Raw genomic sequence first — 17,940 nt, 5'->3', positions numbered from 1 at the left:
TCAAATTGTCCTGTCTAAGGTTGTTTGTTAAAGTCAGAGGCAGTTAATATTTATTTACAATTTTTGACCTTTCGTCATCTTAGTTATACTTTGTAATGTCATTTTTGGGAAGTGCTAGAAGATACAGATTCTAGATAAATCGGATCTGAGTAGCGTTGTCGATAAATCTCATATAAAGCCATCGCTGTAGCCACTGACGCATTTAAACTAGGAGTTTTCCCCGCTAGGGGAACCGAAATCAACTCATCACAACAACGCTGTGTTAGTAAGCTTAACCCTTCGCCTTCTGAACCGACAACCAAGCCTATAGCCCCTTTTAAATCAACGGTGTGTATGTGTTTACCATTGTTAGCGGCTGTACCATAAATCCAGAAACCAGCCTCTTTAAGTTCTTCTAAAGCACGGTGCAAATTAACCACTCTAGCAACAGGTAAATGTTCTAAAGCTCCTGCTGCGACTTTTAAAACAGTAGATGTGATCCCCGATGCGCGTCGTTGCGGAATAATCATCCCTTGTGCGCCGACGGCTTCGGTTGTCCGAATAATGGCACCTAAGTTATGGGGATCAGTGATCCCATCGGCAATAACAATAACGGGTGATGATGTTTTAGTTTTCGCTCTTTCTAAAAGATCCGATAATTCGGTGTAAGTGTAAGGTGATACTTGCGCTACGATCCCTTGATGATTGCCACCTTGAGTAATTTGACTCAGACGTTGGGGATCAACTTCATCAATAACAGTTCCGTTGGCTTTTGCATCATTTAATAAAGGAAGAAATCGGGGATCATACCGCAAGCGAGAGATAATCCAAATACGATTGAGTTGGCGATCGCTTTCCATTGCTGTTAAAACAGGATGACGACCATAAATTAAATCATTGCTTTCAAGGTCTGTTTCCACCGTAGAAGGCGTAATTCGAGCTTGAATCGGCTTAATAGAGCGTTTAAAAGACGATTTTGGTTTACGATCTTGAATTCGTTTGGGTTTTGAATGTTGTTCAACCATGATTTTTAGACAGATAAGAATAATAAAACTATAATTCCTACAAGATTAATAAATACTATTAAAAAACTAATCGAGCTTCAGCTTTCCTAAGAGTTGCTTCAAACGCTGAGGATCAGACAAATAAAGATAACCGATTAATGTTTCTAAACTACTCGCTTGTTGATAGAGTTGGGGTGAAAGACGTTTAGGCTCTCTTTTCGCACCATTGCGCCCACGTCTAATAACATTCTGTTCAGATTCAGTTAAATAGGGTTCTAATTCTTGAAGATAAGCGGCTTGAGTTTCGGCGCGAACTTTGGACACAACTTGATTATGATAGTCAGAAATTTTTTTAGGGGGTAATAAAAAATGAGTCCGAATATACAATTCATAAACCGCGTCTCCAATATAGGCTAAAGAAGTGGGCGATAATTGTGCTACGGGTATAGCTGATTTTTCAACCCTTAAAATGAACTGAAGACGCAATAAGTCAGAATCATCCATCATTACAATTTTAATTAATCATCATTCTCATTAGTAATTTTTTCACTTAAAAACTAAAACATGATGCAACCCATTTGTTCTTAATTGATACATGGGCTTGCACCACTGCGGACACCAAATTGATTCCTCTAACTCTTTTCTACCTTAGAAATCGCTTCTTCAACAGAATTTTGGAGAGAGAGAAACTTTTCTAAACGAACCAGTTTAACAGTTTGAGTGACTCTTGGATTGGTCACAATCTGTAAACTACCGCCCTCCGTGTTCGCTTTTTTAACTAACTGAACTAATGCTCCTAAGCCAGAGCTATCGATAAAATCAATCTGAGAAAGAACCAAGATCACATTAGCTGGCCCTTCTTCAATATGAGTCCCGATCACTTTTCGGAAAGTCGGTTCAGAAAAAGCATCGAGTAAGCCAGTTAGACGAAAAATTTGATAGTTATCCTTGACCTCACGAGTTCCTCTTAAACTAACGGTCAAGTTGAGTGGTTCAGGAATAGCTTCCTCCTTGATAATCGGCCTAGTCGAACAATGGTCTAGTATAGCGTAGTTTTTTTCTTTTTTTCTGACGCTACTACAGATTATTTACGATTGTCTCGCATCAGATTAACAAACTTTTCAAACAAATAATCGGCATCGTGTGGCCCAGGGCTGGCCTCTGGATGATATTGTACTGAAAAGAAAGGTAAAGATTTGTGTTGTAGTCCGGCTACGGTGCGATCGTTTAAATTCAAATGAGTAATTTCAACATCAGCCCCTAATGAATCTGGACTAACGGCAAAACCGTGATTTTGGCTAGTAATCTCGACTTGTTGCTGTTCTAAACCCGCAGGTTGATTCAATCCCCGATGACCAAATTTTAATTTAAAAGTTTGAGCCCCCAAGGATAAACCTAAAATTTGGTGTCCCATACAAATACCAAAAGTCGGTTTTTGGGCTTCTAGTAAAGCTTTGGTGGTTTCGATGCCCTCTAAAACAGCCGAGGGATCACCAGGGCCATTCGATAAGAAAATTCCATCAGGATTGTATTTTAAAATTTCTTCTGGGGGGGTATTCGCTGGAACAACAATCACGCGACAGCCGTAACTCGCTAAACGACGTAAAATATTGCGTTTAACCCCAAAATCAATCGCAACGACGGTTAAAGATGCTTTTTCTTCTCCATTTTCGGGGCGAAACTCCCAATTAGGAGCAGTTGGGGTAGACCATTCATAAATCGTGCGGGTTGTCACTTCTTTAACTAAGTTTAGACCAGCCATCGACGGTGTTGCTTGAATTTGACGCGTAAACTCATCAGGGTTGAGGATTTCGGTTGAAATTCCTCCATTCATGGCACCGACTGAGCGCAGTTGTCGAGTTAAAGCGCGGGTATCAATGCCATAAATGCCGATAATTTTGTGTTGTATGAGATATTCGCTTAAAGATTGAGTCGATCGCCAATTACTGGGACGATGGGTTATATTACGAGCAACCACCCCGCGAACTTGAGGGCGTTGTGATTCTTCGTCTTCGGGATTAACTCCAGTGTTCCCCAATTCAGGATATGTAAACGTAACAATTTGACCAGCATAGCTCGGATCGGTCAAAACTTCCTGATATCCTGTCATTCCTGTATTAAATACAACTTCTCCGACGGTTGTTCCTGTCGCACCAAACGACCAACCTCGATAAGCTGTTCCGTCAGCTAAAACCAGTAGTGCGGGTTTACCTTTGAGAATTGACATAATCGTAACTTTTTAGTTGTTAGTAGCGATAAAAAATGTTGATGAGCGATAGACTAGATCAAGTGATTAATTTCACCTATTAATGAGTGAGTTTTGGCTCCTGTTAATACTAGCAGATGCAAAAGCTCTGACCAACTTTTTTAAGAACAGCCCAAACCACCGTAAAAGGATATGAGTCCCAAAAAACTGACCGAAGACACAAAACAAGAAATTCTTAAGCTTTATCGGGAGACGGAGGAAACCACTTCCACTTTAGCCGAGCGTTATGGGGTGAGTAGTTCGACGATTAGCCGTTTTTTGAAAAGTTTTCTGTCTGAGTCAGAATACGAAGATTTAATTCAACAAAAACGCCTCGCTCGTACTCCCAAGCGAGGGAATGATTCAAAAGACGAACCACAACACCAAGAAAATGTTCTCGAAAAGCCATCGGTTGCGGTAGATTTGCCTGTTGTTAAAAACAAAACTGAGAAAAAGGTAATCGACAAACCCACAGAAAAAGCTCCAATTGAAAAACCGATTAAACAAATCGAACTTCCTTTGTTACTGAAAGAGGAGGAAACTTTTGAGCCTCTAGAAGATGACGAGGATATAGAGGAAGCGGTTTCCCCAATGGAAGTCATGGTACTCGAAGAACTGTTAGGGGAAGATTTATCCGATCTTGAAGATGATGATGATGATGACGACGATGAAGACGAAGACTGGGAAGATGATGAAGAGGAGATTCGTTTTACTCAACCTTTACCCAAAACAGCCCAGTTAAAAATATTACCTTTATCCTCAGCGAGTTTCCCTAAAACTTGTTATCTTGTAATCGATCGCTCCTCCGAATTAATTACTCGTCCTCTAAAAGATTTTGCTGAATTAGGAAAAGTTTCTGGGGATGAAAATCAACGGCGTACTTTACCCGTTTTTGATAGTCATCGTGTGGCTAAACGTTTTTCAAGGCGGCGCGAACGGGTGATTAAAGTTCCTGATGCTCAAGTTATCGCTAAAACTCATAGCTATCTTGAGGCTAAAGGAATTACTCGTATTTTGTTAGATGGTCGGATTTATTCCGTTTCTTCTAATTAGCTTTTGTTCTGTTATAACAACTTTTGGTCTTAGCTATTTGTTTTTTTATGTCTTAAGACTAATTTTTTTGTGGACGGTTTTACGTCAAAGTTAGAGATAAGGAGTCAATTTTTATTTCCTTTCCATTTATTCAATTTGCTCAGAGCTTATATCAATTAATTGATAAATTCAGTATTTTTTCTGAGCTATAGATTAGCTAAATTATGGGTTTAGTTATTTATACTGTAATTGGTGTTTTAAACACTAAGTTTTTTAACAAAATAGATTTATCTCTTATGATTTGGCTCAATCATAGAGTAACATTGGATACAGACAAAATAATCTAAAGACGAGAAAAACAAGATAAGAATAAATTAAAAATACATATATAACATTAATTTTAAACGAGTTTTTTGTTGGTATAAAACCATTGATCCTACAACCAACGAGCGAAAATTTAAGCCTATGAAACTTCATCAATTACTCAGATCCTATGAAAAAGGAGAAAGAGAATTTACTGGAATAGAACTTAAAAGCGCGGATTTGGCTCGAATTATGTTAATCGGAGTCAACCTGAGTGAAGCTAATTTGATGGGAACGGATTTAAGTCGAGCTTTTTTGACTAAATCTCAGTTAGAGCGAGCAAGATTAAATTGGGCAAATCTAAGCTTTGCTAAAATGAGTCAAGCACAATTAGCCGAAGCTGATCTGACAAAAGCAAGTCTTAATGGTGCTTTTATGGTGAAATCGTCGCTAAGAAGAGCTAAATTAAGTGGGGCTGATTTACAGAACGCAAATTTAAGAGCCTCGGATTTAGCAGGGGCGAACCTTTGCGGTGCGAATCTTTATCGCGTCAATCTACGAGAAGCTAATCTGACAGATGTTAACTTAAATTGGGCAAATTTACAAGAAGCTAGATTATCTGGAGCCAATTTCAGTAATGTTAGTTTAAATCACGCTAATTTAAGTTCAGCTTTTCTCAAAGAAGTCAACCTCAGTAATGCTAATTTAGAAAACGTCAATTTAAAAGATGCGCGATTAAGTGGTAGTGATTTAACTGGAGTAAATTTAACAGGCGCTAATCTAGAAGGCGCTAATTTACGATCGGTAAATCTAACAGGAGCCAATTTAACAGGAGTTAATTTATTTGGTGCGTGTTTAGAAGAGGCAGATTTAACGGATGCAGTTCTTGTTCACACCTCTTTTCTCGATGCCCAAATTAGTCAAGTTCAAGCCGCTTTATCTAATTATATGACTCCCTTTTCTAATTTTCAAACTGGATTTGCTACTTAGTATGGAACAACAATTTACCCGTTATGGAATTGTTTTAGTAACGGCTAGTTCAGAAGCGGAAGGAAAAGCGATCGCATCTAGTTTAATCTCTTCTAAATTAGCCGCTTGTGTCTCTCTTTTTCCCGTTCAATCAATCTACACATGGCAAGAAGAAATACATCATGAGCAAGAATGGCAATTAATAATTAAAACCGATTTAACTCACTTTAATACATTAGCTAAAAAGATTCAAGAATTACATTCTTATGAAGTTCCAGAAATTATAGCTTTACCGATTATAGAGGGTTCTCAGTCTTATCTTAATTGGATTGGGGCTAATGTCAGCTAATTTTTTTAAGCTTTAACTTCATCATCCCAGGGTAGAAAAAAGATAGTTGCTATGCCAACTAATGCCAATGCACAAACAACAATAAAAAAGTATTTATAGCCGATTTGTTGTTGAAGATAACCACTGATTGCACCTGGGATCATCATTCCTAAAGCCATAATTCCTGTCGAAATTGCATAATAAGACGTTTGATAAGGTTCTTTGGCAATTTTCATTAAATAAATCATAAATGCGGTTAATCCTAAACCATAGCCAAATTGTTCGATCGCTACTATTAAAAGAACAACTGATAAAGGTGGTTGATTAATTGCCATATAAATGAAGAAAATATTAGGTAAATGTAATGCTAAAGCTAGAGGAAATATCGTTCTTCTTAAGCCATATTTAGCAACAATAATACCGCCTAAAATTCCTCCAATAATTAGAGATAAAACCCCAAACGTTCCATATACTAAGCCTACATCGGCGGTACTTAATCCTAATCCTCCTGCTTCTAGATCATCTAATAAAAAAGGCGAAACTAATTTAAGTAGCATTGCTTCTCCAAAACGATACAGCAAAATAAAAGCAATAATTGAAGCTATTTTAGGTTGTTGGAAATAAGAGGTAAGAATTTCTAAAAAAGGAATTTTTTGAGTTGTTTTTTTAGAAGAATGCTCCTCATTAGGATAGGGTAAAACAAATTGATGATACAGAAAAATAACACCAAAAATAAGAGCCGCTAAACTTATTGATATTGTCCAACTAAGAGCAATATTTCCAATTTTTACGCCTAATGAACCCGCAAAAAATACTAAAAAGCCAGAACCAAAAATGACAGCACCTCGATAAAAAATTGTCCTAATTCCTGCAAATACGGCTTGTTGTTCAGGATTTAAGGCAATTAAATAAAAACCATCTGCCGCAATATCATAAGTTGCCGAGATCAAGGCTCCTATTGTAAATATAAGTAAAGAAGGAAAAAAGAAATTTTTTAAATTAAAAGACAACGCAGCTAATAGTAAACTAGCCATCATCGCTAATTGTGTTACTAAAATCCATTTTCTTTTAGTGGAATACCACTCAACCAATGGACTCCAAAACATTTTAATTACCCAGGGAAGATAAAGAAGACTTGTCCAAAGAGCAATCGTCGCATTATCAATTCCCAAACTTTTATAAATAATCACAGACACACTATTGATTAAAATATAAGGAACCCCTTGAGCAAAATAAAGGGTAGGAATAAAAAACCAAGGATGCAAAGTTCTGAGTTTTTTTTGATTAGTGATCATATCGGAATTAATTTTAATGGGAGAAAAACAGCCCTTAAGCCATCGTGCTAAACAATTGATTGCACAAATGAGTTATTATATCGTGAAACATAAACTAGCACTGTTGCGAGAAACTTATGAAATGTTAAATAATATAGCAGATACAAAAAGGGCTACCGCTTTAGAATAGACGATCGTTTTACTCATTGTTTTTGCATTAATTATGCACAATTAGTTATTTTTGTCAACCCCTATAAGATTAATTTGGTTGATTGGATAACCATAACCTTAAATCATCGACACTGGTAAAATCTAATAATGCTTCTCCTAATGCTTCGATTTGCTCAATTTCTAAACTTCTCACTTGTGTTTCGTATTCTGACTCAAATTCTCCTAGCTTACGTTTGAGTTGACGTATAACTAAATCTTTTTCTCGTTCTAAACCCTGAGATAAACCTATCTCAATTCCTCGTCTTTCAACACTGGTAATATATGGCATTCGTCTTTCTTCCTCAAAATTAGTGATTTCAATCCAAAATTCATTTTCTAATTCTTTCGGTAAACTCATCACCCAATCAATAAACCGAAAGAGATTAATAATATTTTCTCTGCTGTAACTTTTTTCATACAAACTTTTAGTTAAAATTAGTTTCCATTCTTTGCGTCTCCTTCTATTTTTACGAGTTTCTAATGCCCTTAGATGTGCCATGACAACGGTAGCAAAAGGATTTCGATTTACTTCTAATTCTGACCATTGTTGTTTTAAGTCTAGCAGTTTGACGATGGGAAATTGACTATCGAAAAATCCTTAAGGAAAAATCTCAAAATAATCAATTTTTTCGGTTTGAAGTAGTCCAAAGTGCCGTCTATCTAACGTAAAAATCTGCTGAATCTTATGTCGTTGAGCCAAAACGACGAGGGTGGCATCTACTAAACCTAATGGCAAACTTCTGTAACGTGCCATAATAGTTGTCGCTTGCGCTATATCTTCTAAATCAATAGTTAAATAAGTGTAGCTCCCTTGAGCCAAGTCTTCTAAAAATGCTCTGGCGACTTGTTCACCTAAATATTTAGTAGCTAAATAGTCCACTTCGGGTAAGACAGTGGCGGGAATCAAAATGTTTTTTGTCCTTACAATTTCAACGGCAGCTTGATGGTGTTTGTCATCTCGATCAAGAAATGCGATAATTCCACTGGTGTCTGCTATTACTCGTCCGACCACAGCAGTTCCTCGCTTCTTTCCGATAAATTAGACATTCCACTAGCCCCTATTCCAACAGATTTGGGCAAGACCTTCGTTTTTTGTCTGGCTAAGTAATCTTCAATTGCTTCCTGAATTAATTCAGCTTCGGTTCGTCCCGTTTGATGGGCTATCTGTTGGAGGGTTTCTTGAGTTGTTTCAGCTAAGTATACGGTGGTCGGTTTCATAATTGGCTCGGCCTGTCTGGGTAGGTGCGATCGTTGGTAATATTATATTCATTGTCTTTTCAGGTTAGATCAAATCCGTAGAAATTGTCCCTAAATAATTGTAGGGGTAGGGAGTCCAAACCCTCTTTTATCCCCTTTTTTCTACCAATTCCCATTTAAGAAAATTATGATTGATAAATGCGATCGGGATTTGGTCTATTTTACCCTCATTTTTACAGGGTTTGGAGACATTACCCCTACTTGATTTTTGATTACTACATAAATTGTCAAATGTCAGCCGTATTTATACTGATGTTGGTCATTAATTATTATCCAAAAAGGTATGATTAATGGAAAATTCAGATATTTACGAAACTTTATATATTAATATTTAAAAAAAAATTGACATTTGAATTTTAAAATAGCATTTTTAAAATTCAAATGTCACCTTCTGAAAATTTTTTTGGGTTTTTTAACCGTTTTTCAATGAAGTAAAATTTTGGTATTTACCTTGCTATAAAGTTTGCTTTTTTAAGCTTTGAGTAAAAATATCTAAGCTTAATCATTAATTTCAGCTTGCCTATTAAGGATTTATCGAATTGATTTACTGAGTTTTATTTTTTCTTGTTTCTCAATAATCCTAGCTTTTTTTGTCCATTAAAGTAAATATTGCCTCATTTTTAGCTAATCTGGAGTAAACGCAAAATGTCTAATTCATCTCTTAATTTCGCCCTTCTTACCGTTCAAGAATCGTTAATTTCTTGGGGAAATAGCGATCGTTTTCTGGGACAATTAGCAGTAGCATTTGGTGAGAATTTTGATGTGACGGTGGCGCGAAATTTAGCGTATTCTTGGCAGAATGGGGATTTTAGCGTTATTCCTGAGATTGAGGTTTTAAGTGCTTCGGCGATGAATGGCGCTTTGGGTGGGTTTGCTGTATCGACGAATAAGATTTATATTTCTGAGGCTTTGTTAGGTGATGCGGATGCTTTGGTGAGAGTTTTATTAGAAGAAATTGGGCATAAATTAGATAGCGTGTTGAATGTGGGTGATAGTGCTGGAGATGAAGGGGCGATTTTTGCGGCGTTGGTGTTGGGAGAAACGTTGACAGATGATGAGTTAGCGTTGTTGAAAGCAGAAGATGATAGGGGTTTTGTTACGGTTGATGGGCAAATTATTGCGGTTGAGCAGGATAATATTGTCGGAGACGATAACCCTAATAATATTCTGGGTACTGCGGGGAATGATTCGATTCAAGGACTAGGCGGAAATGATACCCTTGATGGAGGTGCGGGTATTGATACTCTTGTTGGTGGCACTGGAGATGATATTTATATTGTTGATACCAAAACCGATACCATTACGGAAAACTCTAACCAGGGAATAGATACAATTAATGCGAGTGTTACTTTTAGTTTAGCCGCACTGCCCAACATCGAAAACCTAACCCTTACTGGTACAAGTAATATTAATGGGACTGGAAATTCTCTAGATAATATTCTTACGGGAAATAGTGGGAAAAATACCCTTAATGGTGGATATGGTAATGATATTCTAAATGGTGGAGATGGTAACGATACATTAAATGCAGGTTTAGGAGTAAGTGATAATGTTTCTGGTGGTGCTGGAGATGACCTACTCATTATAGACTACTCAGTTGGTGATACAGGAAAAGGAATGTATCTAACTACCTACAATGATACAGAAGGCTTCTCTGGGGCAGCCTACCGCGAATACAGCAATAATACCAATTATTTAGATTATATTTCCTTTTCTGGTATCAACCGCCTACAGGTGACTGGCACGAGCAAAAATGATACTATTTATGGTGGTGATGGCAATGATACCGTTGATGGTGGCGATGGCAATGACCTCATCTATCTCGGTGCTGGTGACGACTATGTTTATATTAGCTCATCAGGTAATGATACCTTTTATGGCGGTCTAGGAAACGATTATATTTACGGGGATAATGGCAATGAATACTACTACGGTGAAGATGGCAATGACACTCTTTTAGGCTATTCGGGTAATGATTATCTTAATGGTAGTGATGGAGATGATACTATTAATGGTGAAGATGGCAATGATACGATTTATGGTGGTAATGGCAATGATACCGTTGATGGTGGTGATGGCGATGATCTCATCTATCTCGGTGCTGGTGACGACTATGCTTATATTAACTCATTAGGTAATGATACCTTCTATGGCGGTATAGGAAACGATTATATTTACGGGAATAATGGCAACGAATACTACTACGGTGAAGATGGCAATGACACCCTTTTAGGCTATTCGGGTAACGATACCCTTGATGGCGGTACAGGAATAGATACTCTAATAGGTGGTGGAGGAAATGATACTTATATTGTCGATACCACTGGCGACACCATCACCGAAGCGGCTAACGTAGGGATAGATACGATTAATGCCAGTATTACCTTTAGTATAGCTACACTCGCCAACATCGAAAACCTCACCTTAACGGGTACAGATAACATTAATGCTACAGGCAATACTAAAAATAACGTTATTACGGGAAATACTGGCAATAATCGACTCGATGGCGGTGCGGGCATTGATACTCTTGGTGGTGGTGATGGCAATGATATTTATGTGGTCGATACTACTACAGATATCTTGACAGAATCGCCAAATAATGGTAGTGATACCGTCGAATCTACCGTTACATTTAGTCTAGCAGCGATCGCAAATATTGAAAACCTAACCCTAACAGGTACAGACAACATTAATGCTACAGGAAATACCCTCAATAACCTTATTACGGGAAATACTGGCAATAATATTCTTGATGGTGGAGATGGTAACGATACCCTTGATGGCGGTACAGGAATAGATACTTTATTAGGTGGCACTGGAGATGATATTTACATTGTAGATACAACAACTGATACCATCACCGAAAACGCTAACGAGGGAATAGATACCATTAATGCGAGTGTTACCTTTAGTCTAGCTGCACTAACCAACATCGAAAACCTAACCCTAACCGGTACAGACAACATTAATGCTACAGGAAACAATAACAATAACGTATTTACGGGAAATAGCGGTAATAATACCCTTGATGGTGGTGCTGGAATAGATAGTTTAATGGGTGGTATGGGAGATGATAGTTACATCGTCGATACAACAACCGATACTATTACCGAAAATGCTAACGAAGGAATAGATACAATTAATGCGAGTGTTACCTTTAGTCTAGCAGCGATCGCAAATGTTGAAAACCTAACCCTAACCGGTACAGACAACATCAATGCTACAGGAAACAATAACAATAACGTATTTACGGGAAATAGCGGTAATAATACCCTTGATGGTGATACTGGAATAGATACCCTAATAGGTGGTACGGGAGATGATAGTTACATCGTCGATACAACAACCGATACTATCACCGAAAATGCTAACGAAGGAATAGATACAATTAATGCGAGTGTTACCTTTAGTTTAGCTGCACTGACCAACATCGAAAACCTAACTCTAACTGGTGCAGATAACATTAATGCTACAGGAAACGCCCTCAATAACCTAATTACGGGAAATAGCGGCAATAATACCCTTGATGGTGGAGATGGAATAGATACTCTAATAGGTGGTACGGGAGATGATACTTACATCGTCGATACAACAACCGATACTATCACCGAAAATGCTAACGAGGGAATAGATACAATTAATGCCAATATAACCTTTAATCTAGCTGCACAAACCAACATTGAAAACCTGACCTTAACTGGTGCAGGTAACATTAATGCTACAGGAAACGCCCTAAATAACGTTATTACGGGAAATACTGGCAATAATACCCTATCTGGTGGAAATGGAATAGATAGTTTATTAGGTGGCTCTGGAAATGATACTTATGTAATTGATACAACAACCGATACCATCACCGAAAACCTTGACGGGGGAACTGATACTATCAGAACTAATCTTAGTCTAAGCCTTGTTAGTTACACAAATATCGAAAACCTGACCTTAACTGGTGCAACTAATCTAAATGGTACAGGAAACACCCTCAATAATGTTATTACGGGAAATACTGGCAATAATACCCTTGATGGTGGAAATGGAATAGATACCCTAATAGGTGGTACGGGAGATGATACTTACATCGTCGATACCACAACCGACACCATCACCGAAAATGCTAACGAAGGAATAGATACAATTAATGCGAGTGTTACCTTTAGTCTAGCTGCACTGACCAACATCGAAAACCTAACCCTAACCGGTACAGATAACATTAATGCGACAGGAAACAATAACAATAACCTACTCACAGGAAATAGCGGCAATAATACCCTTGATGGTGGAAATGGAATAGATACTCTAATAGGTGGTATGGGAGATGATAGTTATCTTGTCGATACAACAACCGACACCATCACCGAAAATGCTAACGAGGGAATTGATACAATTAATGCGAGTGTTACCTTTAGTATAGCTGCACTGACCAACATTGAAAACCTAACCCTAACCGGTATAGACAACATCAACGGTACAGGAAACACCCTAAATAACGTAATTACGGGAAATACTGGCAATAATACCCTTGATGGTGGTGGTGGAATAGATACCCTAATAGGTGGTATGGGAGATGATAGTTATCTTGTCGATACCGCAACCGACATCATTACAGAAAATGCTAACGAGGGAATAGATACAATTAATGCGAGTGTTACCTTTAGTTTAGCTGCACTGACCAACATCGAAAACCTAACTCTAACTGGTGCAGATAACATTAATGCTACAGGAAACAATAACAATAACGTATTTACGGGAAATAGCGGCAATAATACCCTTGATGGTGGAAATGGAATAGATACTCTAATAGGTGGTATGGGAGATGATACCTATATTGTAGATACAACAACCGATACTATCACCGAAAATGCTAACGAGGGAACTGATACTATTAGTGCGAGTATTATCTTTAGTCTAGCTGCACTAACCAACATTGAAAATCTCACCCTCACCACCAATAAAAACATCAACGGTACAGGAAACGCCCTAAATAACGTAATTACGGGAAATAATGGCAATAATCGACTTAATGGCGGTGTTGGCAATGATACCCTAACGGGCGGTGCAGGAATTGATACAATAATCGGTGGAACTGGAAATGATATTCTTATTGGAGGAACTGGAAATGATAGCCTAACTGGTAACGCTGGACAAGACTACTTTACCTTTAATGCACCCACCGAAGGCATCGACCTAATTACCGATTTCTCCTTGACAAATGACAAGATATATGTGTCGGCGGCAGGTTTTGGCTCTGGTCTAATTGCTAATACGGCTTTAAATGCGAATCAGTTTACCATAGGTACGGCTACAACTACTGCCGACCAACGCTTTGTCTACGATTCCAGTACAGGTGCATTGTTCTTTGATGCTAATGGTAATGTTTCTGGTGGCGTAACTCAAATTGCTACACTCAGTACAGGTTTAGCGATGACAAGCGCTCAGATTTTTGTCACCGTTTAATTTATTTCGTTGGTTCACTAAAAAACTTTTTCGGTTAACCCTACCTAAGTTGTAGGGTTTTTCTCTTTTTTTACTTTGTCAAGGGGTTGCAATAAAAATTTACATTCTTTACAATAATTTACAAATGAGAAAAGAAACAACAGGAATTAATCATGGCTACCACTAAAGGCTACACCACCGAAGAATTAGGAAGATTAAATAACTTTGCCGTTGAACCCAAAATGTATGTAGATAACAGTGTACAAGCGGGTTTCACCGAATATGCAGAAAAACTTAATGGCCGTTTAGCAATGATTGGTTTTATCTCTCTTCTCGCGCTAGAAGCATTCACCGGACATGGTATCGTAGGATTTCTCACCAGTCTCTAAAAAAGTTTGGACAGTGGTGGGATAATCTACCATTACTACCACTGTGTCTTTCTTAAGAGAGGGATTTAAAATAGATTAATCCTTTTTGAGCTACAGTTGGCTTTAATCTATGTCTTGGAGTCCTCTTAGTTATCGTCTTGAAGAATTACCACTCATTTTAGCAGGGCCTATCCTGAAAAAAACTGAGAAACATTCTGTAACGGTTTGGGTGGCACTCAAGAAAGCTTGCACCGTGAAGCTACAAGTTTATACGACCCAAGATGGACGAGGAAACAACCAACAAGCGGTAATTTTTGCGGGAATTCGGGAAACTGTAGCCGTAGGACAGCATTTACACATCCTTGCAGTAACGGCAAAATCAATCAACGGTACAATACTGGAGTCGGGTAATGTTTATCTCTATGATTTATCTTTTCAACCAATTGAAGAAGAAAGCGAAAAGTTAACACTAAGACAAGCTCTAGAGATTAATCTTAGCTATTTTGAACATGGTTTACCCAGTTTTGTTCTACCACCGCAAAACATCAATCATTTACGCATTGCACAAGGTTCGTGTCGCAAACCCCAAGGAGAAGGTTTAGACGCGCTTCCTATTCTCGATGATTTAATTAAACAATATGCCGATAATCCTAACTTAAGACTTCATCAACTTTTCTTGACAGGTGATCAAGTTTATGCAGATGATGTAGCAGATCCCTTATTATTCGCTTTGACGGATATTGGAGATACTTTACTGGGTTGGGAAGAAAGTTTACCCTTAGCGAGTTCGTCGGTTCACCCAAAACAGCTAAAACCGGGAAAACGCAGTCAAGTCGCTAAAGTACAAGCAGGGTTAACCGCAGGACTACCAAAAAAAATCGAAGCAAAAAGCCATCTAATGAGTTATGGTGAATATTGCGCTACTTATTTGTTATTCTGGTCATCAACACTCTGGCCGCATCAATTCCCATCAGGACAAGAAATACATCAAGATAGTAAATTAGCTAAACAGTGGGACAAAGAATTAAAATCACTGACTTCCTTTATCTATACATTAAATAAGGTACAGCGTTTGTTGGCGAATATTCCCACTTACATGATTTTTGATGATCATGATATTAGCGATGATTGGTATCTTAATCAAGAATGGTGTTTAAGAGTACTCGGAAAACCATTAGGAAGACGTACCGTACAAAATGGTTTACTTGCATATTCATTATTCCAAGCTTGGGGAAATATACCCGAACAATTTACCAATGGGGAAAGTGGCGAAAAATTACTCGAATTAGTTCCCAAATGGTCACAGTCTCAAGGAAATGATCCCATTATAGAAAAATCGATCGCATCTTATCTCGGTTTACCCCCAATTGATCCTAAAACTGGACTTCCTCAGATGAGACAAGATGGTGATTATTTTATTTTAGACACTTCTGCTCACGCTTTAAAGTGGCATTACACCGTTAGAACACACAACTATGAAGTCTTAATCTTAAATACGCGAACTCAACGAGGTTATCCTGTTCCACCTGCAAAAACGATCGCACCTCCTAGTTTACTCAGTCCAACAGCATTTGAGCAACAAATCCAAAAACCTCTGCAACAAACCAAAGATAATAAAGAAATTCAAGCTACATTAGTCATTGCACCGACTAATTTAGTTAGTTTACAACTCATTGACTGGGTACAAGAAAGAGAATTAAAGAAAGGAAAAGTATTCGGTAATGATGTGGGTGATGGGTGGAACTTGAACGAATCTGCATTAGCCACACTCTTAAAAGTATTATTTGAACAACGTCAACAAGTCATCGTTCTTTCGGGTGATATCCATTATGGTTCTGCGGTTCGTTTAGAATATCAAAAATCATCAGCACAAAACCTTAATATATTAGTGCAAATGACTTCTAGTTCCTTGAGTAATGCTGAACTAAAAACCCGCATCGTTCATACAAAACTTAAATCCTTATTTCCTGAAGCGTATAGAAAATGGTATGTTTGGTTTCATCCTGCTGAAGTTAAAGAAATTAAATCCGCAAAAAAACAATTCTTGGATACACCCGATGCTATGTATTCTATCAAATGGATTAAACGCCAACCGTCACACATTGCTCTAAAAGATGTAACTTGGCTAAAATCTTATCACCAAATGCGTCGGGCTAAAAATTGGCTATCTTTCATCTGGAAAAACAAATGGCTACAAGAAGGGACAGAAGTCGTTGGATTGAACAATTTAGGGGTAATTTCTTTTAATATTGCTGAAAATACCGATATTATTCAAGATCTCTACTGGTATGCTCCTTGGAAACCTAATAATATTGTTTTTAGTCGCTATACCGTGTTGTTAGAGAAACTTTGATCCCAAGCTTGTAACGCCATTTGATGTACAATGCGCCAAGGTAAGTTATATTTACGAGCAATTGCCGCACAATCTTCGTATTCTGGTTGTATATTCAATATCTCTTGATCTTTTTGTGCAACCTTAACTCGTATGCGTCCGTATTCCGTATTGACAAAATGTATATCTCGTGCAAGAAAAGAACGCTCTTGAGTTAAACGACGAATGCCTAAAGTCGTGGTTTCCCGAAAAATAATAGCTTCACATAGTGTAATTTTTTCTGGTGGACAAATCACCGTTAACAGAAAACCGGGCCGAGATTTTTTCATGGAAATAGCTTGAGTAAAAACATCAAGCGCACCCGCATCAAAAAGGACATCATAAAGATAACCGATCGCTTGAGGATTAAGATCATCAATTTGTGTTTCTAAAACTGTAATTTTTTCCTTATGTGTGCTATGATGGGAAGTAGACCCTAAAATCCAAAGCCGTAAAAGATTAGGAATCGAAAAGACTTTAGTACCCGCCCCCAAACCGACTTTAAGGAGATTCATCGCCGGAGGAGGGCCAAACTGAACAGATAAAGCAGTAGCGATCGCAGCCCCAGTCGGTGTCACTAACTCTGCTTCAATTCCGTTACTATAAATAGGAACTTGTCGAGATTGCCAGAGTTTAAGCACAGCAGGAACCGGTACACTTAAGCGTCCATGTGCCGCTTTAACCGTCCCTCCGCCCGTCGGCATCGCTGAACAGTATACCTCATCAACACCTAACCAATCGAGTCCGATACAAGTTCCTACAATATCTACAATGGCATCTGTCGCCCCCACTTCATGAAAATGAACTTTTTCTGGTGGAATTCCATGAACTTCACCTTCTGCTACAGCGAGTTGATGAAAAATCTTGAGACTCCACTGAGTGACTTTGGGAGGTAAAGACGCGTGTTGGATGATATATTCAATGTCTTCTAGATGACGATGATGATGTGATTCATCAAAAGTGAGATCTACATGAACTTTTGTCCCTTTCTGACCGTGTTGTTTTACGATTTCCGCCCAAAGATGGTATTCTCGTTCTATAGATAACTGCTTTAATTGTTCTTGCAGATATTCTAACGGGACTCCTACATCAACTAACGCCCCTAAACACATATCACCTGCAATGCCACTTGGACAGTCAAGATAGGCTATCTTTTTCATAAAT

The 17,940-nt window shown here is 38.1% G+C and carries 16 protein-coding genes; 7 read left to right on the top strand and 9 right to left on the bottom strand.

The genetic code is table 11. The annotated features are described in order from the left end of the window. Positions 1 to 98: 98 nt before the first annotated feature. From rlmB to carA, 4 genes are all read right to left on the bottom strand, one after another. Entirely contained in the window at positions 99 to 1,004 is a 906-nt protein-coding gene (gene rlmB, locus C7H19_RS12575) for a 23S rRNA (guanosine(2251)-2'-O)-methyltransferase RlmB (protein ID WP_106457230.1), read from the bottom strand. A gap of 66 nt (positions 1,005 to 1,070) precedes the next feature. Further along, entirely contained in the window at positions 1,071 to 1,490 is a 420-nt protein-coding gene (locus C7H19_RS12570; protein WP_245927492.1) for a Mini-ribonuclease 3, read from the bottom strand. A gap of 125 nt (positions 1,491 to 1,615) precedes the next feature. Beyond that, positions 1,616 to 1,966 (bottom strand): STAS domain-containing protein, encoded by a 351-nt coding sequence (locus tag C7H19_RS12565; RefSeq protein ID WP_106457229.1) that lies wholly within the window; start codon positions 1,964 to 1,966, stop codon positions 1,616 to 1,618. A gap of 101 nt (positions 1,967 to 2,067) precedes the next feature. Next, on the bottom strand, positions 2,068 to 3,210 hold the full coding sequence (gene carA, locus C7H19_RS12560; RefSeq protein WP_106457228.1) for a glutamine-hydrolyzing carbamoyl-phosphate synthase small subunit: 1,143 nt from the start codon (positions 3,208 to 3,210) through the stop codon (positions 2,068 to 2,070). Positions 3,211 to 3,381: 171 nt separating this feature from the next. Between carA and C7H19_RS12555 the strand changes: the two genes are divergently transcribed. The 3 genes from C7H19_RS12555 to cutA all read left to right on the top strand — a co-directional run bounded on the left by C7H19_RS12555 (position 3,382) and on the right by cutA (position 5,881). After that, entirely contained in the window at positions 3,382 to 4,281 is a 900-nt protein-coding gene (locus C7H19_RS12555; RefSeq protein WP_106457227.1) for a helix-turn-helix domain-containing protein, read from the top strand. A gap of 444 nt (positions 4,282 to 4,725) precedes the next feature. Further along, entirely contained in the window at positions 4,726 to 5,553 is an 828-nt protein-coding gene (locus C7H19_RS12550; protein ID WP_106457226.1) for a pentapeptide repeat-containing protein, read from the top strand. A 1-nt stretch (position 5,554) separates the two neighbouring features. Continuing rightward, complete coding sequence (gene cutA, locus C7H19_RS12545) at positions 5,555 to 5,881, top strand: divalent-cation tolerance protein CutA (protein WP_106457225.1); 327 nt, start codon at positions 5,555 to 5,557, stop codon at positions 5,879 to 5,881. Between the two features lie 5 nt (positions 5,882 to 5,886). Here the strand turns inward: cutA and C7H19_RS12540 are convergent, their stop codons facing one another. Continuing rightward, on the bottom strand, positions 5,887 to 7,155 hold the full coding sequence (locus tag C7H19_RS12540) for an MFS transporter (RefSeq protein WP_106457224.1): 1,269 nt from the start codon (positions 7,153 to 7,155) through the stop codon (positions 5,887 to 5,889). Here C7H19_RS12540 and C7H19_RS25685 point away from each other — a divergent pair. After that, a complete protein-coding gene (locus C7H19_RS25685; RefSeq protein ID WP_181280600.1) occupies positions 7,148 to 7,324 on the top strand; it encodes a hypothetical protein in 177 nt (58 codons plus the stop codon). The two genes, C7H19_RS12540 and C7H19_RS25685, sit on opposite strands and share 8 nt — an antisense overlap. A 69-nt stretch (positions 7,325 to 7,393) precedes the next feature. On the opposite strand, the gene C7H19_RS12535 is transcribed toward C7H19_RS25685, so the two are convergent. The 3 genes from C7H19_RS12535 to C7H19_RS12525 all read right to left on the bottom strand — a co-directional run bounded on the left by C7H19_RS12535 (position 7,394) and on the right by C7H19_RS12525 (position 8,562). Continuing rightward, the gene (locus tag C7H19_RS12535; protein ID WP_245927490.1) at positions 7,394 to 7,843 is read right to left on the bottom strand and encodes a DUF4351 domain-containing protein; all 450 of its coding nucleotides are present in this window, start codon (positions 7,841 to 7,843) and stop codon (positions 7,394 to 7,396) included. Between the two features lie 99 nt (positions 7,844 to 7,942). Next, positions 7,943 to 8,356, bottom strand: coding sequence for a type II toxin-antitoxin system VapC family toxin (locus tag C7H19_RS12530; RefSeq protein WP_106457222.1), 414 nt, complete (start codon positions 8,354 to 8,356; stop codon positions 7,943 to 7,945). Next, complete coding sequence (locus C7H19_RS12525; protein WP_106457221.1) at positions 8,341 to 8,562, bottom strand: ribbon-helix-helix domain-containing protein; 222 nt, start codon at positions 8,560 to 8,562, stop codon at positions 8,341 to 8,343. The genes C7H19_RS12530 and C7H19_RS12525 overlap by 16 nt, the downstream gene beginning before the upstream one ends. A 684-nt stretch (positions 8,563 to 9,246) precedes the next feature. On the opposite strand from C7H19_RS12525, the gene C7H19_RS26750 reads away from it, so the two are divergent. The 3 genes from C7H19_RS26750 to C7H19_RS12505 all read left to right on the top strand — a co-directional run bounded on the left by C7H19_RS26750 (position 9,247) and on the right by C7H19_RS12505 (position 16,758). Continuing rightward, positions 9,247 to 14,058: a beta strand repeat-containing protein gene (locus C7H19_RS26750; RefSeq protein ID WP_146136514.1), complete on the top strand. Its 4,812-nt coding sequence runs from the start codon at positions 9,247 to 9,249 to the stop codon at positions 14,056 to 14,058. Between the two features lie 152 nt (positions 14,059 to 14,210). After that, positions 14,211 to 14,426 carry a high light inducible protein gene (locus tag C7H19_RS12510; RefSeq protein WP_106457219.1) on the top strand — a complete coding sequence of 72 codons (216 nt, stop codon included), beginning with the start codon at positions 14,211 to 14,213 and terminating at the stop codon, positions 14,424 to 14,426. Between the two features lie 109 nt (positions 14,427 to 14,535). Continuing rightward, the gene (locus C7H19_RS12505) at positions 14,536 to 16,758 is read left to right on the top strand and encodes a metallophosphoesterase family protein (protein ID WP_106457218.1); all 2,223 of its coding nucleotides are present in this window, start codon (positions 14,536 to 14,538) and stop codon (positions 16,756 to 16,758) included. Here the strand turns inward: C7H19_RS12505 and larC are convergent. Next, positions 16,731 to 17,936 carry a nickel pincer cofactor biosynthesis protein LarC gene (gene larC / locus C7H19_RS12500; RefSeq protein WP_106457217.1) on the bottom strand — a complete coding sequence of 402 codons (1,206 nt, stop codon included), beginning with the start codon at positions 17,934 to 17,936 and terminating at the stop codon, positions 16,731 to 16,733. The genes C7H19_RS12505 and larC overlap by 28 nt on opposite strands. Positions 17,937 to 17,940 lie beyond the last annotated feature (4 nt).

This window comes from Aphanothece hegewaldii CCALA 016, assembly GCF_003007785.1.
GTDB lineage: Bacteria > Cyanobacteriota > Cyanobacteriia > Cyanobacteriales > Microcystaceae > Chroococcus > Chroococcus hegewaldii.
This window is presented reverse-complemented; position numbering and strand designations above follow the sequence as displayed.